Here is a 25197-nt window from a genome sequence, read left to right as displayed (position 1 = left end):
ATGAAAGAAGTAAATGCTAATGATACCTCTTATGATGTTTATTTAGAGGTAGAAGAAAGTAAGTTTTTTTTGTACAAATTCTTCAACACTCTAGAAGAAGCAAAGCCAGTTTTTGAGTTATTGAAGCAATTTATTCCTGAACCTGAAAGCCCTACCACTATTTTCTTGGTGCGTTATGACCGTGAAGGTAGCGGCTTCAAGAAAACAGTCATCAAGACCTACAAGCTGCGCGACCAAGAAGGTAAAATTGTGAAGCTCACTAAAAAAGAAAGGCAGGGCTTGTTGAAGGAACGTTATGAGGAGTTGAGGGAGAGGTTGAGTAGTAGAAAATAATGTATTATGCTATACGCAAAATAAAAAATGCCTGAGTTGTTTTGTCAGGCATTTTTTACTCTTGTTTTTCGCTGGATTTTCTACAAAGGAACGTAAACTGACAGTTCGTCGTCAATCTCGCCCAAAATATAGTTATCTTCTAATTTTTGTAATTCTTGTGCGTCTTCTACTAGGTAAAAGGTTTCTAGCCTGTTATAACTTATATTACCTGTGTTGCCTGATACAGGAGGTTTTTGCTTACTTTTTATCCAACAAAGATAATCTTGCCCCTTATACCTAAAACCAATACTTTCTATTGGTTCTCCCGCCAACACACCAGAGACATCAATTTTACGGAATATAGTTTTGAGGCGTTTGTGGATATTTCTTGGATGAAAACTTTCATTATGACCACTTTTTTCTGAGTAATAAGCTTTGTCTCGAAGTGCATAATGCCTACCTATGATATGAAAAAAACTGACAGGCGTTATTTCTATATCTACACCATCTAAAGTCAAAATAAAATCATCTTGTGACGAATCTTCTTGGATTTCCAGCCACACAAGATAAGAAAACTTTGTTTGAAGAAGTATTCTTCTTATTTGGGCTTGCCGTAAACGATGCCCACTTAACAAATATTTAGTTGATTTTTTGAGTTGCTTGAGTTCATAACGAGCTTCTTTTGCCATTGCTTGTAAGTCTTGATCCGAATGATTGCCTTTCTCCACGATTGGCAACCAATCATCCGCCTCTTGTTTGAGGTACGCTATATCAGTATTTACCTCATGTCTAGGTACTTCTTCTTTTCTACCCATAACAGGCTTATAATACCTACTGCCTCCGCTCAAATCATACGCATAAGCCAGATAAAGCATCTTAAATATGTAGCTACTACAACAAGGGTAATCTTCAGCATTTCCATCGTTTAGCTGAGAAATATTGACAGCTCTACAAAAAAACTCTTGCTCCATTGGTGATAACTCTTGCCCTGCCGTTGCTCTAGCCTTTAGTTCTTCAAAAATGACTCTTACTCTGTTTTGCTCTGCTTGCGAGTTGTCTTTTAACTGCAACTCGTTTGTTGTGTGTATACTGTTCATAGTTTTAAGAAATTAATTGAATTGGGTGTATAAAGAACTTGTTAAGTTTTTTCAAATAATTCAAAATAGAGCTTTTACACATATGCTTCGTTGTGAAAAATCACTCATTTTGTTATCAATGCAAAAAAACTAAACAAGTTCAAAATAATTTGAGCAAACATAAGAGGTAAGTACGCAATATTTTTGCGTAGCCATTGCTTTTTTTTAAGGGAAGAACATGTAATCAAATTCGATTATTAACGCTACAATGAGTATCTTATCCTACAATCTCAATCAAACCCTAATATTCCATGCATTATTTTATCTCAACCCTTATTGCATTGTTATGCATATCAAATACTGATTTACTCTCACCAAACGCTTGGCAAGACTCAAGTAGCGCTATTTACATAGTTTGACATATTTAATTTTACACATACAAAAGCAGTTCTTGAAAACAAGGTACTGCTTTTGTTGCTTTGAGCGCATACACAGCCAATACTAAAGACTTCATACTATATTATTGCTTTTTCCGAAAAAAATCTTAGTTTTAAACCAGCTAAAACAAATCCCAATCTATACACTATCAAAACTATTCTATGCCAGATCAAACCCCTAGCATCGAAGCCTTATGGCAAGCAGTAGGCTTCACGCCCAATCAATCACAAGAAGAAGCCATTAGACACACCGATGGCCCCCTGTTTTTGACGGCGGGTCCTGGCTCTGGAAAAACCAGGGTCTTACTTTGGAAATGCCTCTACCTCATTGTGCACCAACAAGTAGCCCCCGAACACATTTTTTTGGCCACATTTACCGAAAAAGCCGCCCTTCAACTCAAAGAAGGTTTGCAAAGCTTGTTGGGGCTGGTGACCAACCGCACCAACCAAACTTTCGACCTCTCCAAGATGTATGTGGGCACGGTGCACTCGCTTTGCAACCGCCTCATTACCGACCGTAGGTTTGGGCAAAAAAAAGGCGCTGATAAAAAAATAACCCCCATAGATGATTTAGAACAATACTTTCATATCTCGAACCGAAAGATATGGACAGCAATGATTGCCGCAGGTGGGCTCGACGACTTACCCGCCGAAGAACAAAACCAGTACATCAACGACTACTTGGCAGAAAACCATAAAAAAGGGGTGTCGAGGTACAACGCCATTATGCACCTCATGGCATTGTTCAATCGCTTTACTGAAGAATGCCTCGACGTGGCTACTTTGAACAAAATAGTGAGCGAAGAACCCATGAAAAAAATGGTCAAGATGTATGCTTTTTACCTTGATTCATTGCAAGAGAAATGGCAAGAAAAGCTCGACTTTTCGTTGGTGCAGCAAAAGGGGTTAGAGGTGATGCAGAACTTTGGAGGTGAGGCAAACGAGAAGTTTAAATACGTGATTATTGACGAATATCAAGACACCAACACCATTCAAGAAAAGCTGTTTTTTAAGCTTGCCGAGGTTACCCAAAACCTGTGCGTGGTGGGTGACGACGACCAAGCCCTGTATAGGTTTAGAGGGGCAACCGTGGAGAACTTTGTAGAGTTTGAAGAGCGCTGCAAACAGTATTACCCCAAGGGCAAGCCTGTTACCAAAATACCTTTGAACATTAATTACCGTTCACGCAAAAAAATTGTAGATTTTTATACCAGTTATATTGGGCAAACCAATTGGCAAAAAGAAGACGACCCCACCCAACAATACCGCGTGCATACCAAGCAAATAAGCGCCCATAGCACTGACGACCAAGCTTCGGTGTTTACGACTGACTACCTAGAGCCTGAGCAAAGCTTTGAACAAATTGCCCAGTTCATCCAGACATTGCTCAACCAGCAAATCATAGAAGACCCCAACCAAGTGGCATTCTTGTTTCCTTCGTTGGGCAGTACTCAAGTGCCCAAGGCTCAAGCCGCTCTCGAAAGCCTGGGCTTGCGTACCTACGCTCCGCGTGCCCAACCTTTTCTGAAGTTGCCCGAAGCTCGTAGCATTATGGGTATTTTTCTGAGGGTGTTTGGCAAACCCGAACGCGACCCAGAGTTTAACCGAGGCGACTTTAAAAACTACCACGATTGGATGGAAGAAGTGTATAGCGAAGCGGGTGTGGCTATACGCCAAGATGCAGGGCTAAAGGCATTGGTAGAACACCATCGCAGCGAAATAACTACTAGCATAAGCGACTACAAAGCTTTGATGGCAAAGGTAGAGGCAAGCAATGAACTAAACCTCGACGATGCCTACGACTTTGAGAAAATGCCTGCCCAACTCAAAGAGGCAAGTATATCGCCCAGCGCCCGCAAAAGCTTGTCGAGCACTTATTTGCTTAGACAGCTCAAAAAACAAATGGATGAAGGGGGCAAATCGTCGTTTACCCTGCGAGATGTGATTACCCGTGCCACCTCGCTCAATTGGAACCCGCTCGATTTGTTTTACAAAATACTGGCTTTCAAAGAGTTTAAAACAATGATGGATGCGGCAGGCAAAAGCGATGTGCAAATAGACGAAGGACCTATCTATAATCTAGGTTTGCTCACGGGGTATATCTCACGTTTTTTAGAGTTATACAAAACCGTATTGCGCGCCAAAGACCTAGAAAGCAAAAACTTTAAACGTGCCTTTTTTATTCGTTTTTGGTATACCATTTACAAAAAAGGCGAAACCGAGTTCGAAAACTCAGAAGACCCCTTTCCACGAGGGCGTATCCCTTTTCTTACCATTCACCAGTCTAAGGGGCTAGAGTTTCCTGTGGTGGTGCTGGGCAATACCGTTACCCGTAGCGGAGGGGTACGTAGAATGGAGGAATTGATGAAACCCTTGCTAGGCAACCAAGGCGAACCGCTCACCCGCATGGACGAGTTTGACAAGGCACGCATGTTTTATGTGGCATTATCGCGCGCCGAAAACCTATTAATTGTAGCCAATTATAAACGAGGAATCAGCAAAGAGTTTAAGGCAATGCTTGCCCAACACCAAATACCTGTGCTTGGGGCAAGCCAAGCCGCTACTGTTCCTAGCGCCAAGCTCTCTGCCAAAGCCCCCATGAAGGCATATTCTTACACCTCCGATTATCTCTTGTATGAGCGTTGCCCAAGGCAATACATGGTTTTCAGAAAGTATGGGTTTGTGCCCTCCCGCTCGCAAACTATGTTTTTTGGTAGTCTGGTACACCAAACCATCGACGACTTGCACAATTTCATTATTGACAACCCCGAAAACCTTGACCTTGATTTGATATGAAAAAGAAAATATTAGGCAAAAGCCGCGAACAGATTAGAAAGGAAAGAGAGATTGAACGCATTGAACGCAAGATAGAGGATTTTATGATTAGTCGGTTTGACCAAAACTACGAAATACTCAGCCTTACCTATGGGCGGGGGCTTGCCGAAGATGTAAAAGATACTGCCCTGCAACAAGTATGGATTTATTGGCAAAAAATGCGTGAGGTGGCAAAAAGAGTGACGGAGACTGAAGTAAAACTGATTTTGCCCAATCAGAAAACCCCCGAAGGACGCCCCTTTACCATTGAGGGAGTGGTAGACATTGTGCGTGAAAAGGATAAAACTATCATGTATGACATTAAAACCCACGCCGCCGAAGATGTGAAGTCAAACCAAGAGTTTTACGAAAAACAGCTCAATGTATATGCCTATATATGGCAAACCCTGCGCAGCCAGCAATTAGACGAAACCGCCATCATTGCCACCTCATATCCTAAAGCACTTAAGGAGGCAATTGTTGCCGAAGATGAAAAAGCACAGGAAACAGAGCTAGCCAAATGGGAACCCTTAATCCCGATTGAGTTTTCGCAAGAAAGGGTAGAACAAACCATTGAGTTGTTTGGCGAAGTGGTAGACTGTATAGAGGCGGGAAAGTTTAACCCTCCTACGCAAAAAGTATTGCGCGAACGAGATTTCTATAAACGGCAGTTTGCCTCTAGGGTGTGCCGCAACTGCGACGCGCGTTTTTCTTGCGATGCCTACCTTACCTATTACAAGAAACAAGCAGAGAAAAGTACTAACCAACGCATCAACCCCATATTTGAAATGATTCAAGAGTCTCAGGCAATTGGCGATATGCAACAAGCCTATTGGAAAGACAAAAATCAGCCTTCGGCAGATGAAGAAAAGAGTATTTTGGATGATGATTGATAATACTGATCAAGTAAGTTTAATGTTTTTCAAGCGCCTATGGTCTTCTAAAAGCTGTTCATCTTCTACAGCTATTAACCATTTTCCAACTTCCTTTAGTAGAGGGTGAGAAGGCACCACAATTTGTCGATAAATCTCTAAAGCTTTTTGAAAACACACCTTGGCGGGTTCTTTTTCACCTTGTTGCAAGTAAATAATGCCCCAATTATTGTAGCCACCAGCTACATGTAGGTGCAGCTCGCCAAAGTTTTCGAGGGCAGCCTCTATTGCTGCCTTGATTGCCTTATGGGCTTTGTCAAACTCATTCAGCGCAGCATAGACTTGGCTAAGGTTTGAGCGTACAATGACTGTCTCAGGGTCTTTTGCCCCTAAGTGTTTTTCGTGATATGCCAAGGATTTTTCTAACAATGGTTTTGCCTTCCAATGATTGAACAAGTTATGATAAACTAAGCCAAGGTTAGACATATTTACCATTACAGCCAAGTTGTTTTCACTACCATACAGCCTCAACCTTATGCTTAGTGCTTCTTCTAATAAAGGCTTTGCTTGTCGGTATTGATCTTTCTCTCGGTATAACAAACCTAAGTTTGATAAGCGGCTTGCTATTAGGGATAAATCACCCAATGAGCGAGCAATTTGCAAAGAATTTTCAAACAAGGTTTGGGCAATATCATAATTGCCCAAATCTTGTTGAATATACCCTAAATATTTTTGAAACTCACAGATGCATGCTTGTTTCAGGGTATGTTCTTTACTATCATTAGTTGACAACTCCACAGCAAGTCTAAGTGCCTCTTGGTGACAAGCCAAGGTTTGGGTATAATTGCCCAAATAGGAGTGCAAATAACCTGAGGCAGAATATACATGGGCAATGTTCTTGACATACTCAAAGCAAGGCACTCCTTTGGTTTTTTCGGGAGTAATGGCGAAGTAGTCGGTCAGGTTTTCGCCAAGTTCTACCAATGAGAGCCTAGGCAAAACGGGTTGATCTGCTGCTTTCACAAAAACGGGATAGCGTTCAATCAAAGGCTTGCAGGTTTGATAGTTGGGTGGTATCTTAAAAAAGATCAAGTCTTTTAGAATAGTATGTAAAAAAATGCTTTGGGTAAATTCATTGTCCACGCTCAACTCTTGCAACCAACCATTTTCTATCAGCGCATCCAAACTTTCATCTACCGAAGCCACCCAAGGGTCATCTTCTCTGGCACCAGTCTCTACCAACCCAAAAAACAAAGAAACTGCCAAGGGTTTGGTTGGAAACATTGCCAACCATTGTATCACTTGTTGTTCTTGTGAATTGAGCTCTGTCAAGTCGAGCACCACCAACAAATATTGATAAATCCCTTTGACCTTGCGTTTTAGTTCATTGCTGTTATCCGCACCTTCCGACCATTTATCTTTGTGTGCCACCCATACCTCTTTCAATAGTTTGGGGTCTGTATATTTCTTGTCTTTTACCTTGGCAAGCAATGCTTTTACGTTGCTTAGTCTACGGCTCTTTGCCAAAGTTTTCGCCATGAGCTCTACCGTAAGTGTGTGCAAACCCACCAAGTTTAAAAGTTCTTTGAGTGCCTTGGGTTCTTGGGTTGCCTGTGGGTAGTGCGCCTCAAAAAGCTTTACCGATTCGTCAAACGATAATGTGCCTAGTGGCAATTGTTCAAAGCCATCTGCCACCACCCCACGAGAAGTAATCAATACTGTCCAATGAGTGTTGTTCAAAGGCAACCAATGCCTACTTTTGTTCAACTCCTCTATATCATCGGCATTGTCTATTACCAAGAGATTATTGCCATCAAGCGCCTGAAGTGCAAGTGCAGCTTGCTCTAGCACTTGCACTTCATTTAGCGATTTCCTAGCAATATGCAAGTTATCGGGGAGTGTGCTGGTCAGTATGGTTTGAGCAAAACTATGATGAAAAGGTAACCAGGCTATATGGTCAAACTTGCCTTGGTGATGGCTCAAGTATAGTCTTGCCAAAGTACTTTTGCCCACACCTCCCAAACCGTTAATAACCACCACAGGGGCTTGTTTGCTTAGTATATTTTCAAGACGTTTCAAATCTTGTGCTCTACCAAAAACCTTGTCTGGTTGAAGCTGAGGTGGGAATTTGGTAAGCAATCGGGTGCTGGAGATTAAACCTGACTGGTTGTTGTGCTCTATCTTACCGATTATTTGAAGCAATGCTTCACAAACTTTATTTCTTTCTCTTTGTAATACAGCAAAATCAAGTGTGTTTTGTCTATATTGTTTTTCTATGTTGTGATACCTAGAGCTCAACAAAATAACTTCGTCGTATAGATGATAACTATCAGGCAAATGATTTTGTAACTTTTCTAGAGTAACATCAACTTGACCTTGACTTACAGATTGGCGCAAATGAGAGATAAAAGCACTATTCATTGAAGGGATTATTATAAAGGCTTATTGCATTAGCTTCTTAAGCTAACAAAGCTCCGAAAGAATCACAAGCTCAGTAGCAAGCTTTTTGATTAATTCCCCCATAAATGACTATCTTTGCCCTCTATTATAGGATGATTACTCAAGACTAAAGCCGACAGAAGAAATTTTGTCGGCTTTTTTGGTAGGTAAACCTTAGGTAAAATTAAAAAACAACTCTCTAAACACTTAAAAAAACAGTTCTTTACATTTTTCTTTCAAAAAAAAATTCAGGTTTTCGCTCACACTTTTCAAGTATCCCCCTCTAACTGAGTAATACACACAACGTAAAACTCAATAATTAGATTATGCTACTTAAAACTCAAACTAAACCTGCTAAAACAACTAATGCCAACACCGCAGTAAACCCTTATCAGGGCTTACAAGATATTGCTGAGGCACAAGCCTATGACAAGACAGAAGATGAAGAACTAATGCATGACCTGCATAAGGTGCTCAAAAAACATAACGCTGTCAGTCGCTTTGGTGTAACGTTACTTCATGATCACTTTGAGATAGACGGAGACGAAATGTTGATAGAAACACATGACCCTCAATCCAGGACTTTGACTATTAAGCCTTATCGTAACTCAGAACTCAAAGAACCCGATAACTTACAGGAAACTTCTTGGCGGTTTACAGAAGAAGGGGAAGCCGTAGCAATGCAGGCTTGCCTTTGGGATGGTCAAGAGCACCATCCTGTTTTCAAGATATAAACCAAATATTTCTTTAACCAGTTTTGCTACTTATGCTATATTTCGCATATTGAAATATGGATAAATACTTGGTCAGGCTTTTCACTATACTTTGTTTATTGCTTATTGCTTACAACTATGCCCCTGCCCAAAATACTGATAGCCTTTTAAAATCGGGTAAGGTAAAATTAGCTCAAGGAAAGTTTAGTCAAGCCAGGGATGTTTTTAACATTACATTTACACACTTGAAGCATCGTCATAGTCCTGATTCACTGAACGCACTCTTGGGAATTGGTCAAACTTATTTGTTTGAGTTTCGCTTGAAAAAGGCCATTCAGGTATTTAGACAATGTGAACAGGGATTTGCTCATGTAAAGGATTTAAAATATGATGTTGCAAAGTCTACTTTATACAATAATCTAAGCACCTGTTATAACTTTATTCAAAAACAAGATTCAGCACTTTTTTTCAATCAACAAGCAATCAATCTTAGTAGTGCAAAAAGCTCGGTACGAGGCGACTATTATACAACAAGGGCTTTAATTTTCAGGCGTATATCAAAAGACTCCTCACGCCATTATTACCAAAAGGCACTCAATATTTTCTTCTATCACAAACAAAGGTTAAAACTGGCTCGAACATACTACAACCTCTCAACCCTATTTTTAACAAAGCCTGACTCTGCTCTTAAATACATTAGGCATTCTATCAAAAGCAATTGCCCTGGGTTTGTTCCTTCCACTCAACAACCTAACCCAGGCTTGCACAACAAAACTTTCAACAAAGTCATTCTGATAGCATCTTTGCTAAGAAAAGGGGAATTATTGGCAAAAAACAATGTAAACCTGAGGGGGGCACTGGTTGCATTGATGAGTGCAGATACCTTGGTTACTCGCTATCGAAAAAAACTAAAAAAGAGAGTGGAAAAAATAAATGCGCTAAGGAATAGTGCCAAGATATTTGAATTGGCAATTTCAGTAATATGGAGGCTTAGACAACAGTTAGGAATCCCTCAAATTGAGGTAGTCAAATACCAAAGGCTCTTTTTTTACTTTTCTGAACGAGCTAAAGGTAATGTTTTACTGGATCAGGTATCTAATAAAAATGCAATAGATATTCCAATAATAAGCCTCCCACAAGTACAAGACAGCCTTGCACCTACTCAAGCCTTATTAGAGTTTGTTCACTCAGGTAAGGATTTATTTGTACAAGTGATTACCATAGATAAGATTACAATAAAAAAACTTTTAACCAATACAACAAAGGGAGAGCTCTATGACCTGGCTAATGAGTTTCGTTTTGCTTCTCATAGCCTTGATGTTGAAGATTTCATTAAAGATAGTCCAAGATTGTATAAACAATTCATCTCTCCCATAAGTAGTCTCATCAAAGACAAAAACAGGTTACTCATCGTTCCTACCAGCGAGCTTACCAACTTTCCCTTTGAAGCACTTACCAGTAATAAACTTTCTTTCAACCCTGACACTCCTCTTTTGGGGCTTAAAGAAGTAAAGTATTTAATGCATGACTACATAGTTACCTATCATGTAAGTAGTACTCTCGCATTTATTCACCAGCCAAGAGCTTATGAATTCGATTATTTTGGAGTGGGCTTTAAACATTTTTCGCATAAAAGCTTTGCTGATTTAAAGCATAGTGAACAAGAAATAAAACAAAGTGCTACTTACTTCAGTAAAAGCAAAACTTACCTTGGCTACCCATCAGCTCACAAGCAAATAATGAATGAATTGAATAGCAGGATACTGCACATCTCTACCCATGGAAATTTTCAAAATCAGTACTTAATGGGTTTAATTTTTCCAAAAGGAGGGGGACAACTAGATACCTTAGGAGTAAAAGATATATACAATATGAACATCACAACAGAGCTGGCTATTCTATCTGGTTGTGACTCAGGTGCAGGCAAGCTAATTCCACATGAGGGTGTTTTTGGCTTTACCCATGCTTTTTTGTATTCCAACACACCATCAATAATATATTCCTTATGGTCGGCATCTGATGAAGGCAGTAAAAACATTATGAAATTGTTTTATGAGACACTCAAAAGGAATGGTGATAGAGATTATGCTAAGGCGCTTACATTAGCTAAAAGGCAGTATTCTAAAAAATACTACCTCCCTGCCGTATGGGGCAACTTTGTAATTAACAGTAAATGATTACTGAATAGTAAAACTACTTACAATGAGCACATTGTTGATACGTACTTCAACATAGTACTTACCCTTTTCTAAATTTCTAACTCCAACCTCTGCAATCTTTCCTTTTTGAAGCTTGAAGTCAGCAATTTTCTTAAGCTTGTTAGAGAAAAGCTTCACTCTAGATTTTTGTTTAAGCTTGGTAGCAAAAACAATCTTTTGCCCTAGTTCAAACTGTTGCTTGTTGCTAGGCATAAGAATGCCTTCAGGTAGGCTCTTTTTGGGGTCAATCAATTTCTCCATCATTTGATTATCCGCAAACGCTACCAACTCTTCTTCTTTCTCCTCTACCTTCTTAGGTGCTACTGTTGGCTGCTTAACAACTTGCGGCTGCTTTGTAGGCGAAGTAATCACAACCTTAGAAGAGGTGCTTGTCTTTGCTTTTTTAGGAGACTTTATCACCAGCTCAGGCAAGGTTCTATCTACTTGCTTATTCACCTTCAATGCCGTAGGCTGCTTTTGCTGCGCCTTTGGCAAGTTTTGCCACACAAGCAATGCAGATAAAAAGCAAACCACCACGCTTGCTGCAATGCCAATTACTCGCCAATCAGAGTTGGTTTTAATTCTTTTGATTTCTGCTATTTGAGTTTTCGCTTCTTCGTTGACGTGCTGATTAAACGCCTCATGAGCAGTTTGTGATCTAAAAGCAGCGCTTTCGCTCATTGCTTGGTCTAAACCTTCCAATACATCCATCGGTATTGGTGTTGTATCAGTTTGCCCTACATCATCACACCTTTGTTCAAACTCGTTGAGTTCGCTCAAGTAAAGGTTATTGCGTTCAATTACCTGGTTGAGTTGTGTGGTTGTCCATTCAACTTGTTGAGATAGAATTTCAATTTGCGCTTTATAAAAGTGGGTCGTGCTACTATTGAAAACTTCGCTAAGTTGCTCTTTGGTTAGTTTTAGTAGTTTACAAGCTTTTTCTTCTCCTATTTCTCGAATTAGCTCTTGAAGTATTATGCTCTGGTTCATTTACTTTTTTAGTTTAGATATAGTCATCCTTCCTAATAGTATAAATGATTAAGCGATGGTAAAATGTCATGGCATCAGAAAAAAAATCATACAATTATGTATTAAGCCTTCTTATTACGGTTTTTAGCCAACCTCACCAGCTTGTCATTTTCTTCTTGTAAACCCTCCAGAGTTCGCTGATACCCCTCTATCTGTTTGTCTTTTGATTCAATGATGCTTTGCAATAGCTTCATGTCTAACTCTTTGGTATCTTGATGGAGCAATGTCCCTATTCCAGTGATGAGATAATCAAAGTTAATTTCAGGGTGTATCTGGCTCAACGCTTCCAAAAACTCTAACCCGGGTTTATTGGCCCCCCTAGCATACCCTCTGATTTTTGTAGGTGCCTGCCCCATCTTATCTGCCAACTGTGCAGCAGACCTGTACCCAAGTTTTTCTAGAAGTTTGCTAAATCGCTCGTGAAAATTACTGTCCATCTATATAGTACAATCTATTTTAAGGCAAAATATTGCCGATCAATCATAACACTTAATTTTTGTAAAATAGTATTAAAATTAAACATCACAACCCGAAGTAAGGATTTATTCAAGAGCCTCTGTGACCTTCCTTATTTTTTCCAGAACCTTTTTTTTCATAGGTATGCCCAATTTGTAAAAATAAATAGCTTGACCGCCTGAATACTCATAAACCAACTGCTGGAGACTAATCAAGTCTTCCGCACTGTTGATATACTTTTCGATTAATCCCCTAAACCCTTTGTTAAGCACTCCATTTTCACCTTCGTGAAATACTTCATAAACGGATTTAGTAAAATCCTGTGATTGATATTCTTGTTCTGTCATAGTGTAAAACTTGATTCATATTACCTATTAGTAGGCGTTGATTTAAAACACAAAGATTGGGATTTTATCTCGCATTTTTATCCTCATAAGTGAGGATATTTTTCTAAAATATTACTGCCTTCTACCGCTTAATAGTTCAGTTTATAGCGACAATATATTTGTAGAAGTGTAAATTTTATCGACAAAATATTGCCGATAATAAAAATATACTCTATACTTGCATCATCAGAACTAACGAGAACACTATGAACATTGTGTAATAGTTGATTGGGTTGTTTAGCTAGTGCTATTCGAGTAAAACGTGTGTGTATTGTGTACTCATATATACACCAGGCAGTGTGATCTCTTTGGGTTCGCACTGCCTTTTTTATTTCAAGTAAGTACTTGGACATAAATAACTATAGTTAAATGGTTGTATTGTTATATGGCTTTTCGACGCATGGCGGAACAATAAATACAGCCATAAAGTGCAGACAATTTTGTCCTGCTACTTAACCCAAATCAAACATTTATACCATTCAAACAATATGCTTATGCGAAAAAGAAGAACAACCAAACCTCGCACTGTGACAGTACTCCAAAAATTACTGGAGACTGGTATTGACTTTACCATCACAGATTTAAAACATCTCAATGGCAGTCTGTTTTACTTTGACTGGCAAAGACAAGATCATTATAAGGAGAAAGCTAATTTAGCTACTCAAACAGTCCCTTTTGGTGAGCAATCTAATACCGCAAACTTGTTTTTGTTTCCTGCTTCTTTTGAGAAGAAAATCGAATCCAAAATTTTTTATCACTTTCAACGAAAAATCAAAAGCCTGTACAATCACTGTGAAATCGACAAAAACCTACACAACCTCAAACAGCTTGAGACTGATTTTTTTAAACTAAACTTCAAAGGATTATGCAATTCAAAACCTCACAAAACCAATTCGTATTTGTCAAGCTCACCCAAGAAGAGGCCTGCAAATTACAATCGGTATTAACCAAGTTGTTATCAGGCGAGCTACATCAAGGCTTTACCTTGGAACTAGCCAACGGTCTTAAAAAGTCTATTTCAGCCAATAGTAAGCGATACCTAACTGTCAAGGATTGGGAGAAGAAAGAGAAACAATAAATCTCATATTATGGCAACACTTATCATAGGTATCCTATTGGCGGGATACCTGATTTCATTTATTATTTATAAACCTAATGATTAATTGACTTATGGCAGAAGAGCTTGTCACAAGAGAGAACAAACTAAGAGCAAGGGAACTAGCATTTGAACGCCAGCCTCGGTTTGAGGAAAAAGCAAGAGTACAAGTCGATAGTAAAACCTGGGTATTGCTTAGCCCTACAATTGCGCAAAATCAAAAAAAACTCAAAGCCTACCTCAAGCGGCGAGCAAAACGCCTTCAAAAGCGAAAAGAACGCTTTGAGGCAGAAAAGAGAAGCCGAATGGAAAGAGGTAAGATTAGCGCCCAAAAAACCAAACAACAAAAACAAACTGCTTAACTCAAACTTAAGCCCCCAATCACATGAAAAACTTCACACTTAGTATATTCCGTCGCTCAATCCCTTATATCAAAGAGCTCCGCCAATTATCAGGAGGGGTTACCAGCTCATTGCTCATGCAACAACTAGATTATTACTTTAGCTACCACCCCAAGGGGTTTTACAAGTTTATGTGCCCATCAAGACATGCCCATTACCGTAATGGCGACTCTTGGACAGAAGAGCTTGGTTTTTCGGTCAGGGAATTTAGAAGTGCTTGGCAAAAGATTGGGGTGACTTACAATTCTAAAAGTGAGTTTCAACAGTTCAAGGGGGATACGTTTCAAGGCAAGTTTTACTGTGCTTATATAGACCGTAAAGACCATAACAAAACCTACTATTTCAGAAACCACAAACTACTTGATGAAAGGCTCTTTGAACTGGCAAAAACCAACAGCAATTTCTCGCAAACAACAGGTAGCAATCAAGCACAGGACGATATGCTATGTGGGGCAGATGACAAAAACGCATTTGGTGCACATGACGATATGTTACATGGGGTAAATAACAAATTGTTATGTGGAGTAGATAACATATCGTCATGTGCTCAGGGGGGCATGTTACAAAACGTCACTTCAGCAGATAACAATTTGTCATCTCATGAAGTGACAAAAGCGCATATCACTATAGGAACAATAGATAACACATATATAACTTCAGAAAAAACAAAAGAAAAAAAAGAAAAGTTTCCGTCCCCTTCCTCTTCTTTAAATTTTTATGAAAATGAAAAAAAGGAAGAGTGTGTATCCGAACAAATCAAAGTTTCATCTATTCAAGCTACCAAAAGCCCTTCAAAAGTTGCGAAAAAAGTTTCCCAAAACACAGAAATGAACCGTGAAGAATTCGGTCAGCAAGTTAAAATTCTGGTTACTGACCTCATTCGAGAGTTTGAGCACATCGATATCCAATGGGAACGCGAACGGATAGAAAAAATACTGTTTGAGAGATATTTTAACGATGGGCTTACCCCAGACTATATGGCAGAGCAACTCAAAAACTACCTGCTATACATTGACTTCTCTGGCTCATTCAAATTTGGTACAGCTGAAAACTTCATCTACCAAGGGCTTAGGAGCGACTATACCAAAAAGCTGCATTCAGTCCAAAAACAAAATAATAAGCGTGTTGCTAACAAAAATGAGCAAGTTATAGTGGCTAAAACCATCCAACGAAATGTACCAGAAAGCGATGAAGACAGGTACCAGAAGCAGTACTACGAGAATATGAAGCAACAAAACCTAGCAAATAAATAATGAATAGATTTTCAGCAAATATTGAGCACCTACTAGGTAAAGTACCTCCACAAGCATTAGAACTAGAGGAAATTGTATTGGGCGCCTTGATGATTGACAGAAATGTTATTTCTTCTGTTGTAAGCATCTTAAAGCCAAAAGATTTTTATAAGCCTGCCCATCAGGAGATTTATCAAACAATTTTTGATTTATATGCTGAGTCTAACCCTGTAGATATACTTACGGTGAGCCAGCTACTACGGAAAAAGGTAAAGCTCGATATGGTAGGAGGGGCTTCTTACATAACGAAACTAACTGACATTGTAAACTCAGGAGCTAATGTGGAATACCATGCCCGCATCATTGCCGAGTTATCCATCAAGCGAACATTGATTGAAATTACGGCAGAGATACAAAAAGAAGCTTTTCAAGAAAGTAGTGATGCTTTGGAATTGTTGGATCAAATACAGCATAAAACCCATGAAGCTACTAAACACTTATTTAACAAAGAGGCACTCATAATAGGTGACATTGATCAGGAGCTTATGGGTGGGCTTGAAGCACATCGCCATAGCCAAAGCCCTTTTAGTGGAGTTCCTTGTGGCTTGCATGATATAGACAAAGTTACCTCAGGTTGGCAAAAGCCGGACCTCATTATTTTGGCAGCCAGACCAGCAATGGGCAAAACAGGCTTTATGTGCTCTATAGCTAGAAATACCGCAGTAGATGCAGGTATTCCAGTAGCAATGTTTTCGTTAGAGATGAGCGCTGCACAGTTGCTCACCAGACTCTATTGTGCAGAAGCTGGTGTCAACATCAAACGCATTCGAAAAAATCAACTCATTGACGAAGAATGGGAACTGTTCAAGGAAAAAAAAGAGACTATAGCTAGAGCGCCTATATACATTGATGACACAGCGGCAATTTCAATGAATGAATTACGAGCCAAGGCTTTTAGATTAAAAGAAACTGCTAACATAGGCTTAGTCATTATAGACTACCTTCAGTTGATGACTGCAAGCATGAGTAAAAATAGCCAAGGTAACCGCGAACAAGAAATCGCCTCCATATCAAGGGGATTAAAGCAGTTGGCAAAAGACCTGAATGTGCCAGTGATTGCCTTATCGCAGCTAAGTCGGGCAGTAGAAATACGTGGAGGAGAAAAAAGACCACAGCTTTCTGATTTGCGCGAATCGGGAGCCATAGAGGCTGATGCTGATGTTGTACTGTTCTTGTATAGAGCCGAATACTATGGGATTGCAGAAGATCGAATGGGCAGCTCTACCAAGGGCATAGGAGAAGTAATCATTGCCAAGCATCGAAACGGAGAGCTGGCTGATATACATCTGAGGTTTGTGGCTGATTTAGCAAAATTTGAGAATCTCCCCAACCATCTTGAGTTACCTCCACTACTCAACCAAGATCAAGGCTCGACAATCAACACAATTCAGCCCGATACTCACATACTGACAGGTAACTCAAACACAAATCAATCAGAATTACCTTTTTAGGCCATCAATACATCATGCAAAATACTATGAATGCAGAAGAGAACCTTACACCATTAGCACTTTATTTCAAAGATCATTTGATTTCCAACCTCTCAAAGGCAGGGATAAGCTGGTATAAAATGACACCAACCAATCAAATGGTTGATAGCACCCTAAGCATATTCATTTCTGGCAACGATATGGTCATTACTGGGAGCTTTGGTGATGCTATTTACACCTTTGATGATCAAGTAAAGCTTTGTGACTTGGATAGCCTTAGCCTTGCCGATTTTTCAAGTAAATGTACTAGCAGTCCTGTGGGCAAGTTTTTTCTGGTATGGAGTCCTGAGGCAGCCAGAAAAAAGTTTATCAGTACTTTGCAGGATTACTTCAGGCAGAACGGACAAGCACTTTGCCTAGAAAGTTTTTTAAAACAACATGGACTTTATACCAGCAAGTTTCAAGTTTTTTTTAAATCTAAAATCAAGCTATTGGCAAGCTTTGACTACTACTTACCCAAGCTAAGCAAGCAAATAAACCTTCAAGGTAAAGTAGACAATTGGTTGGTGCCTGACAACAGGTGCTATATGCAGTATTTGGCAATTCAAAGTTTGGCAAGGCACTTATCAAACAATTAACAAAGACATCAGGAGAGCAACATTAGTTTAATTTTTTCATAAAACTATTGAGACAAAGGTATAAGTGCTCTCCTGTATTTTGACCAATAATAAACACTAGTAGTATCACATAAAACTAAATATAATGGCAGTAGTATTTTATACAAAAGAAGATGTAGACAGCATCATTGATAAAGAGGTAATTCCTTTAAAGGAGCAACTTGAACAATTGCAACAAAAGTTAAATCAAACACCTGAAGTTGGCTTTTTAACTACAAAGAAAATTTGTGATTGTATTGGAATTACAAGAACTACCTTAAGAGATTGGAGAGACAGGTTTGAACTGAAATCATACAAACCTGCTGGTTCTAACGGGGTAGAGCTTTGGAAAATAGTAGAAGTAATAGAGTTTATTGAATCTAGAGTTACCTAGACGCTTCTAAACTTTTATCAAGTTTATCCAACTCCGAACTAATAGTTGAATCTGTCATTTTTGCATAATGCTCAGTCATTTTTTTCTCAGAATGACCTAATACATCTTTTATATTATCAAGGGCAGCTCCACTTGTGCGTAAGATTTCAGCAAATGTAAACCTAGCAGAGTGCGAGCTGATTTTTTTATCAATACCCACCTCTTTCATAAGTTTTTTAATATACTTATTGTATGCAGAGTTACTTGCATATACAGGTAAGAGTCTACCATCGTACTTGCCTATATTATGCGCATACCTATCAAGAATATCCTGTGCTGATTTGATAATAGGTACTTTCGCAACAACTTTCGTTTTCTGACGTTTCTTTACAATCCAATTTCTTTTATCAACACCCACCAATAGATCATCTCCATTAAGGTTATATGTATCAATATAGGCAAGCCCTGTAAAACACTGGAATAAAAAGCAATCTCTAACTCGATAAAGAGCAGATTTTGAATCTATTACATGTTTCTCAATTTTTAATACTTCTTGCAGAATTAGGGATTCTTTTTGTTCCTTATGTTCCTTTATAGCCTTAAAGTTATAGTTAATTGGGTTATGCTCTATTACTCCTAGATCAACAGCTTCGGTAGCTATATTTTTAAGTAAAACCAATGTTAAACGGGCTACATCATTACTGTATTTTTTTCTATACAAGCACCAATCATTTAGCTTTTTACCCATACCTCTATATTCTTGCGTAAGCAGTCCAGATATTGGCAAATCTTTAATACCATACTCATCCTGCAAAAACTCTTGAATTCTTCTAGCACGATAAGTAGTTGTTTCTTTTGTAGATTTTGCTATAATATTATTAATCAGAGTTTCACTGATACTCATCAAGGTAATTTCACCGTTATTGGATATCAATACTTCTTTTAAACTCCTAGCAGTGATATGTGCTCCTATTTTTAATAACTCATTATAACGGTTTTGAAGTTTTGTCTCAATGATGCTTAATCTTTCATTTAAAGCCTTAATTTTGGAAGTGCTACCTTTGATATGCAGAGTCATACCATTAGAAGCATGTTTCTTTGGGACAAGCCATTGCTCTGGCTTTATCTTGATGCCAGTAGATATTGAAGTCCTGTCTTTTTTTGATGTGCTAATTCTTAAATCAATCCTTAGATTGCCCTGAGAATCTGGAATATCTTTCCTTAGATAAAAAAGAATGCTAAAACTCATAGTTTTGATCATTTAAATCTGTAGTAACCACTATAGTAACCCACAGCTACTACATAAAACTACTCAAACCTACATGCTAAAGCAAAAAAAAACCGTCTAAAAGACGGTTCTGAGTGGAGAATATCAGATTCGAACTGATGACCTCTACACTGCCAGTGTAGCGCTCTAGCCAACTGAGCTAATCCCCCATTTGTTAAGGTTTGCAAATGTATGCACTAAGGGGATAACTACCAAATTTACACCTGACATTTTTTAAAAAAACATAAATTTCTATTTACAACACAAAATACCTTTCCGAAATTACCATAAATCATTAAATTCACCTCTTTGTATACCCTAAACTAATCAAACACATGGCAACGCTCAAAACCAAACCCAACGACCAAAGTGTAGAGGCTTATATAGAAAATATAGCCGACGAAAAAAGACGTACTGACTGCAAAACAATTGCTGAATTGATGGAAGCCATTAGCGGGCAACTACCTGTGATGTGGAGCGACAGCATTGTAGGCTTTGGCAGTTATCATTACAAGTATGCCAGCGGACGAGAAGGTGATTGGTTCCTTACCGGGTTTGCCTCTCGCAAACAAAGCCTCACCTTGTATATTATGGCGGGTTTTGACCAATACGATGAGCTCATGGAGCAATTGGGCAAATACAAAACAGGCAAGTCATGTTTGTATATCAAAAAACTGGAAGATATAGACCAAGACGTGCTTAAGAAGCTAATAAAAGCCTCTATTCTCTACCTGAAAAAACAATACTGAGAAAATTAAACCTGCATGAGTTTATCATCTATAATTATCCTTCTATCTTTGGTTTTTTAAGCAGTAAGCAATTAGCTTCAAGCGATAAGTAGACTGTTATACATTTGCTCACCGCTAATAACACAGGGGAGCACTTTGAACTTTGTTACTTGTACCTTGAAGCTACTACAACTAAAGCGAAACCTACAAACTAAATAAGTACACATTTATGGATTTATTCAATGCCTTTACTATTCTCATAGTATTATCGGCAGCCTTTGGTTATATCAATCACCGCTACCTCAAACTGCCTACTACTATTGGTTTAATGATTATTTCGCTGGTGATGTCTTTAGGTATTGTAATACTAGGTACATTTTCTAAAAGCCTTTATGCCCAATTGGTGGGAATGATCAAAAGCGTAGACTTTAACAAGGTATTGATGGAAATCATGCTTAGTTTCCTGCTTTTTGCCGGTGCGCTGCATGTAGATGTAAAAACACTTGCCAAAGAACGAAACCCAATTATGGTATTTGCTACGCTAGGGGTACTTACTTCTACCTTTATAGTAGGCTCGCTTATGTATTATGTGTTTCAATTGCTGGGAACCCCCATCGACTACATCTACTGCCTACTGTTTGGTTCTTTGATTTCGCCTACCGACCCAATAGCCGTATTAGCTATTCTTAAAAAAGCTACTGTACCCAAAAAACTAGAAGTAAAAATATCGGGCGAATCACTCTTTAACGATGGAGTAGCCGTGGTTATCTTTTTGAGTATCTTCGAAATGGCTGACAAAGGCATAGATAAGATAGGCGCTTCCGATATTTTATTCCTTTTTGTAACTGAGGCGGGTGGTGGTGCCTTGTTTGGCTTGTTGTTGGGCTATGTGGGCTATATTTTGCTCAAATCTATAGACTCTTACATCGAAGAAGTACTCATTACCCTTGCTTTGGTGATGGGAGGTTATGCTTTTTCTTCGTTTATCCACATATCGGGTCCTTTGGCAGTAGTAGTAGCCGGGCTTGTGATGAGCGACCGCGCCCGCATGTTTGCCATGTCAGACATTACCCGCCAATATGTAGACATGTTTTGGGAGATACTAGATGAAGTGTTCAATGCGGTACTCTTTATCCTGATTGGCTTAGAAGTATTGGTTATTTCGTTCAACCAAAGTTACATCATTGCCGGAGTCATTGCTATAGTAGTGGTGTTGGTATCTCGGTTTATCTCAGTGGGTATTCCTATTTCGTTAATGAAGCTCAAGCGTAGTTTTATTCCTCGTACCATTCAAATACTTACCTGGGGAGGACTCAGAGGAGGTATTTCGGTAGCCTTGGCGCTCTCGCTTACCGACAAAATGCACCGCGAGGAATTTGTAACCATTACTTATATAGTGGTGGTGTTTTCTATCATTGTACAAGGGCTTACCATTGGCAAGCTGGTACAAGGAGTAAAAGAAGAAGATACTGAAGATATTCCTTCTGGTCATTAAACACTCCGAAGCATACATAATTGAATATTAAGGCATCAAGTCAGACTCGGCAAGTTCTCAAAGCTTGCCGGGCCTAAACAGGTCATCAAATATTTGCTATCACTTTTAGCCTCCAAAAGTCAAGGAAGCCCTCACTAAAACAGCTTCCTTGACTTTTCTTAAGGCGCTCTGTATGTTTATACTTTAGTTGCAGGCACTTGGCGTTGGGCTATTTGCACTATATGCTCCAGCAGGTCTTCCAGGTCTTGCGCTGTAGTAGCTGGGTTTGCCAGCGTTACCCGCAAATAAGTTTCGCCGTTGAGCAAGGCTTGTACTATATAAAATTTACCCTCAGCCAATATGTGTTGCCTAATCAGGCTATTTACTTTACTGAGGTCTTCGTGGGTAGCAGTATACCTAAAACACACAATATTGCAGGCGGGTGGCATGGCAAGTTCAAACGATGGGTGTTGTTGTAACAATTGAGCAAAAGTATCGCCCAAACCATAAATAGTATCAATCATTTCTTCCAACAAAGCATCTCCATAATAACTCCATACAGTAAAAACCTTGAAACCCATTGGAAACTTGGTGGTTTCGAAGGTACGCTTGGCAAAGTTGAACCACTCCTGCTCTTCGTCATCGTTCCACAGGTAGTGGGCATTTTGGGCAAAAGTATTGTATGAGTCGTTAACATCTTTGAACACCAACCCTGTAGCCAATGCAGGTACCAATAGGGTTTTATGAAAATCCATCACCACCGAATCAGCCCGGTTGATTCCTTGTACTTTGTGGCGGTGTTTGTCAGAAAAAACTGCCGAAGCCCCATGAGCGCCATCTACATGAAACCATACATTATGCTGTACACAAAAATCGGCTATAGCCTCAAGGTTGTCATACGAACCAGTAGCCGTAGAGCAGGCGCTCCCCACTACTGCTACTACTTCTTTGCCTTGGGCTATGGCTTGCTCATAATAGCTTTGCAGCAAATCGGTACGCAGGCAAAACTGCTCATCTACAGGTATTTTAATAATGCCCGCATCTCCCCACCCCATAATCTTCACGGCACGTTCTACACAATAATGCGCTTGCTCAGACACCATCAATGCCAATGGCTGTTGGTTGCCCTCTTGCCACACATTGGCTGTTGCTTGTTTGCGCCTGGCGGCAAGTAGCGCCGTCAGGTTGGCAAGGGTACCCCCTGAAGTTAAAAAACCACCTGCTTTGTCATCAAAACCCATCTTTTGGGCCAAACGTTGCACCACCAAGTGCTCCATAGCTACCGATGATTGCCCCATTTCATAAATACCCATCCCATTGTTCAGGAAATCGCTCATCATAGCCGCCAAAGCTGCTATAGGGGCAGTAGTGCTTATTTGGTGCCCCATATACCGTGGGTGGTGTATGTGTATCGAGTCCTGCAAAAATTCTTTAAAGTACTCCGATAAACCATTGGCAAAATCATAGTTTTCCCATTTTTCCCGTTGCTTTTCGGGGGTTTGGTAGTCGTTTACCAATAGTTTGTCAGGGTTTTGTTGGGTAGTAGCCAAATACTCCGACAAGGTATCGATGAGTTCGTAACCAGTGGCTTTAAAATCTTCGGGATTGAATGCTTTTTCTATCATGGTTTATCATATTAATTCACCGCAAAATTACACATTACAGTCTTTTTAACTAAATTAATTTCGAAATAAAGAAAATATTCCTGCATAGTACATATATTTCAGGATTTAGTTTGATATATTCCTACTTCATCATCATTTAAAGGAAAAATTACTATGCTCAATATAGACGCCATAGACAAAGAGATACTTGGCTACCTGCAACAAGACGCCAAAATGAATATCAAAGAGTTAGCAGACAAGCTCAAAATGACAAAAACGCCCGTGTATGAACGCATCAAACGTTTGGAAAAAGAAGGGTACATTTCGGGTTATGTAGCACTGCTCAACAAGAAAAAACTCGATTTGCCACTCATTGTTTTTTGCGAAGTAACCCTCACCAGCCAGCACATAGAATTTATTGAGGCTTTTAGCAATGCTATCAAAGAAATTCCCGAAATAGTAGAATGTTATTTATTAGGTGGGGTATTCGACTATCTGATCAAGATTGTAGTACCAGACTTAGATCACTACTACAGCTTTGCGTCGCGCCATTTGGCAAGCTTGCCCAATGTAAGTAAAATACAAAGCTTGTTCGTTTTGAATGAAATAAAGTACTCTACTGCTCTCCCACTTGATAACAATAAGTCTTAATTGGGTATAAAAGGTACTCAATGATAAAAAAAATCAGTGTAAAACAACGCTCAGTGAAACAAAAGGTACTGCAGGGCACAAATTAACTTTTTCTTCACTTTAGGGCAAAGAAAAATCCTATACCCTAAAATAGAGTAAGGATTCCAAAGGTTAATTGAAAAACTGATTAATTGTATTTTTGAGATTGTTATTACCCCATATAAGTACATTTGTGTAGATAGGTATGGGGTAATGTATAAATATTTTTGATTGATTAGTAAAGTTTTTCTTACTTACGTAAGATGTTCAGAAAAAGTTTGACAATATTTCTTTTTTTTTCAACGTTTACTAAAAATTTTTGTCGCTGTTGTACACCTTCACTACAAAAACAAATTTTCGCAATTTATTTACTTGCTGAGGGCGTTGTAAATACTGTAAATAGTTTGCCGCAGGCTTGATCAGTGGTTTTCGTAAAGAATCGGTTACCTCAAGGTTGGTTGCCACCGAATCCATCATACTTGCCAGGTACTTAGCCTTGATAGCAAAGGTAGCCCCTTCCATCTTTTTGTCCTTTCCGGTAATCAACCCCACCAAGTTACCACGGGCATCCATTACAGGAGCTCCACTGTTGCCGGGGTTTACAGGAATAGAAATTTGATAAGACGCCGGATTGCCCTGATACCCCGTTTGAGCACTTATAGTGCCTTCGCCATAGACAATATCTTCGCGCGGATACGCCAATGTATATACTCTCTCGGCCAGTTTGGCTTGTTCGGTACGCAAACTAAACGGCAACTGTCCAAACGTAGTGAAGTTAGTATCAATCACCCGCAAAATAGCCAAGTCTTTTGCTTCATCTCCATACACTGCCTTTACCTTCAGACGCATTAAGGTAGAGTCTCTCCTGGTTTCTATGTAAATAGAGTCTGCATCTTTTACCACATGGTAGTTGGTCACCAAAAATCCGGTAGGCGATATCACTAATGCGGTAGCTCCAGTACTTTTTACTTTGCCAATAATGGCTTTTTTGCTGGCTATTTCCAGTTTATTGGTTTTAGCCTCTATGTTCTTTTGCTTGCGTTTGACTACCTTTAGTTCACGATTAAGTTGTAAATAATTGGTAGACTGTTTTTCTTCCACAGAACGAACTTGCTTGAGGTTAAAAAAAGTGTTGCCCAGAAAAATAATGGTGACCGAAGCAGCTACCGCCACTATGCTTTGGTATTTATGCCATAAGCTCTTTATTCTGGCTTTGGTTTTGATTGCACGGCTTTTTTCTTCTACATCAAACAGTTCGCTATGAATGGCACTCATTTTTGCCTTCATTTCTTCTCGATATCGTACCCTTTCCAGGTTCTCTATCAAAATACGGTGTTCTTCTACTTCCTGAGCCAAATTACTATCAGCTGCAATTTGTTGCTCAAAATCAATCAGTTCATTTCCCTCGAGTTGTCCTTCAAGGTAACGTTCTATGGTGGTATACTTTTGCACTATATCCATGGCAGTTCTCTTTC

Annotated in this window: 22 protein-coding genes and 1 tRNA gene; 14 read left to right on the top strand and 9 right to left on the bottom strand. The window is 39.3% G+C overall.

The window, feature by feature from the left end:
* The gene (locus tag M23134_RS26970; RefSeq protein ID WP_002701650.1) at window positions 1-333 is read left to right on the top strand and encodes a hypothetical protein; all 333 of its coding nucleotides are present in this window, start codon (window positions 1-3) and stop codon (window positions 331-333) included.
* 80 nt (window positions 334-413) lie between these two features.
* Here the strand turns inward: M23134_RS26970 and M23134_RS26965 are convergent, their stop codons facing one another.
* On the bottom strand, window positions 414-1409 hold the full coding sequence (locus tag M23134_RS26965) for a hypothetical protein (protein ID WP_045114414.1): 996 nt from the start codon (window positions 1407-1409) through the stop codon (window positions 414-416).
* 578 nt (window positions 1410-1987) lie between these two features.
* Between M23134_RS26965 and M23134_RS26960 the strand changes: the two genes are divergently transcribed.
* On the top strand, window positions 1988-4621 hold the full coding sequence (locus tag M23134_RS26960) for a UvrD-helicase domain-containing protein (RefSeq protein WP_002701648.1): 2634 nt from the start codon (window positions 1988-1990) through the stop codon (window positions 4619-4621).
* Window positions 4618-5532, top strand: coding sequence for a PD-(D/E)XK nuclease family protein (locus tag M23134_RS26955; protein ID WP_002701647.1), 915 nt, complete (start codon window positions 4618-4620; stop codon window positions 5530-5532). Before M23134_RS26960 ends, M23134_RS26955 begins: the two co-directional genes overlap by 4 nt.
* A 9-nt stretch (window positions 5533-5541) precedes the next feature.
* Here the strand turns inward: M23134_RS26955 and M23134_RS26950 are convergent, their stop codons facing one another.
* Complete coding sequence (locus tag M23134_RS26950) at window positions 5542-7932, bottom strand: tetratricopeptide repeat protein (protein ID WP_002701646.1); 2391 nt, start codon at window positions 7930-7932, stop codon at window positions 5542-5544.
* Window positions 7933-8276: 344 nt separating this feature from the next.
* Between M23134_RS26950 and M23134_RS38975 the strand changes: the two genes are divergently transcribed.
* The gene (locus M23134_RS38975; RefSeq protein WP_002701645.1) at window positions 8277-8684 is read left to right on the top strand and encodes a hypothetical protein; all 408 of its coding nucleotides are present in this window, start codon (window positions 8277-8279) and stop codon (window positions 8682-8684) included.
* Between the two features lie 299 nt (window positions 8685-8983).
* A complete protein-coding gene (locus M23134_RS26940) occupies window positions 8984-10840 on the top strand; it encodes a CHAT domain-containing protein (protein ID WP_198145098.1) in 1857 nt (618 codons plus the stop codon).
* On the opposite strand, the gene M23134_RS26935 is transcribed toward M23134_RS26940, so the two are convergent.
* From M23134_RS26935 to M23134_RS26925, 3 genes are all read right to left on the bottom strand, one after another.
* Entirely contained in the window at window positions 10841-11851 is a 1011-nt protein-coding gene (locus M23134_RS26935; RefSeq protein ID WP_002701642.1) for a hypothetical protein, read from the bottom strand.
* Between the two features lie 101 nt (window positions 11852-11952).
* The gene (locus tag M23134_RS26930) at window positions 11953-12327 is read right to left on the bottom strand and encodes a helix-turn-helix domain-containing protein (RefSeq protein WP_045114412.1); all 375 of its coding nucleotides are present in this window, start codon (window positions 12325-12327) and stop codon (window positions 11953-11955) included.
* A 105-nt stretch (window positions 12328-12432) separates the two neighbouring features.
* Window positions 12433-12693: a hypothetical protein gene (locus tag M23134_RS26925; protein ID WP_002701640.1), complete on the bottom strand. Its 261-nt coding sequence runs from the start codon at window positions 12691-12693 to the stop codon at window positions 12433-12435.
* Window positions 12694-13597: 904 nt separating this feature from the next.
* Between M23134_RS26925 and M23134_RS41410 the strand changes: the two genes are divergently transcribed.
* The 6 genes from M23134_RS41410 to M23134_RS26895 all read left to right on the top strand — a co-directional run bounded on the left by M23134_RS41410 (window position 13598) and on the right by M23134_RS26895 (window position 18001).
* Window positions 13598-13810, top strand: coding sequence for a hypothetical protein (locus tag M23134_RS41410; RefSeq protein WP_157558667.1), 213 nt, complete (start codon window positions 13598-13600; stop codon window positions 13808-13810).
* A gap of 92 nt (window positions 13811-13902) precedes the next feature.
* Entirely contained in the window at window positions 13903-14190 is a 288-nt protein-coding gene (locus M23134_RS26915; protein WP_002701638.1) for a hypothetical protein, read from the top strand.
* 23 nt (window positions 14191-14213) lie between these two features.
* Window positions 14214-15482 carry a hypothetical protein gene (locus M23134_RS38970; protein ID WP_002701637.1) on the top strand — a complete coding sequence of 423 codons (1269 nt, stop codon included), beginning with the start codon at window positions 14214-14216 and terminating at the stop codon, window positions 15480-15482.
* The gene (gene dnaB / locus M23134_RS26905; protein ID WP_002701635.1) at window positions 15482-16972 is read left to right on the top strand and encodes a replicative DNA helicase; all 1491 of its coding nucleotides are present in this window, start codon (window positions 15482-15484) and stop codon (window positions 16970-16972) included. The genes M23134_RS38970 and dnaB overlap by 1 nt, the downstream gene beginning before the upstream one ends.
* A 26-nt stretch (window positions 16973-16998) precedes the next feature.
* Window positions 16999-17589 carry a hypothetical protein gene (locus tag M23134_RS26900; RefSeq protein WP_045114410.1) on the top strand — a complete coding sequence of 197 codons (591 nt, stop codon included), beginning with the start codon at window positions 16999-17001 and terminating at the stop codon, window positions 17587-17589.
* A gap of 124 nt (window positions 17590-17713) precedes the next feature.
* On the top strand, window positions 17714-18001 hold the full coding sequence (locus M23134_RS26895) for a helix-turn-helix transcriptional regulator (RefSeq protein ID WP_002701633.1): 288 nt from the start codon (window positions 17714-17716) through the stop codon (window positions 17999-18001).
* On the opposite strand, the gene M23134_RS26890 is transcribed toward M23134_RS26895, so the two are convergent.
* Complete coding sequence (locus M23134_RS26890) at window positions 17994-19229, bottom strand: site-specific integrase (RefSeq protein WP_045114409.1); 1236 nt, start codon at window positions 19227-19229, stop codon at window positions 17994-17996. The genes M23134_RS26895 and M23134_RS26890 overlap by 8 nt on opposite strands.
* 114 nt (window positions 19230-19343) lie before the next feature.
* Window positions 19344-19417 (bottom strand) — tRNA-Ala (locus M23134_RS26885).
* Between the two features lie 165 nt (window positions 19418-19582).
* Here M23134_RS26885 and M23134_RS26880 point away from each other — a divergent pair.
* Both M23134_RS26880 and M23134_RS26875 read left to right on the top strand, forming a co-directional pair.
* Window positions 19583-19996: a DUF1801 domain-containing protein gene (locus M23134_RS26880; protein ID WP_002701631.1), complete on the top strand. Its 414-nt coding sequence runs from the start codon at window positions 19583-19585 to the stop codon at window positions 19994-19996.
* A 208-nt stretch (window positions 19997-20204) separates the two neighbouring features.
* Entirely contained in the window at window positions 20205-21470 is a 1266-nt protein-coding gene (locus tag M23134_RS26875; RefSeq protein ID WP_002701630.1) for a cation:proton antiporter, read from the top strand.
* Window positions 21471-21646: 176 nt separating this feature from the next.
* On the opposite strand, the gene M23134_RS26870 is transcribed toward M23134_RS26875, so the two are convergent.
* Window positions 21647-23074, bottom strand: coding sequence for a pyridoxal phosphate-dependent decarboxylase family protein (locus M23134_RS26870; RefSeq protein ID WP_002701629.1), 1428 nt, complete (start codon window positions 23072-23074; stop codon window positions 21647-21649).
* Window positions 23075-23227: 153 nt separating this feature from the next.
* Between M23134_RS26870 and M23134_RS26865 the strand changes: the two genes are divergently transcribed.
* Window positions 23228-23704 carry an Lrp/AsnC family transcriptional regulator gene (locus tag M23134_RS26865; RefSeq protein ID WP_002701628.1) on the top strand — a complete coding sequence of 159 codons (477 nt, stop codon included), beginning with the start codon at window positions 23228-23230 and terminating at the stop codon, window positions 23702-23704.
* Between the two features lie 327 nt (window positions 23705-24031).
* On the opposite strand, the gene M23134_RS26860 is transcribed toward M23134_RS26865, so the two are convergent.
* Window positions 24032-25183, bottom strand: coding sequence for a S1 family peptidase (locus M23134_RS26860; RefSeq protein WP_002701627.1), 1152 nt, complete (start codon window positions 25181-25183; stop codon window positions 24032-24034).
* Window positions 25184-25197: the final 14 nt, after the last annotated feature.

It is taken from the genome of Microscilla marina ATCC 23134 (genome assembly GCF_000169175.1).
GTDB lineage: Bacteria > Bacteroidota > Bacteroidia > Cytophagales > Microscillaceae > Microscilla > Microscilla marina.
Note: the sequence above shows the minus strand (reverse complement) of the source record. Positions and strands in the feature narration are given on the sequence as shown.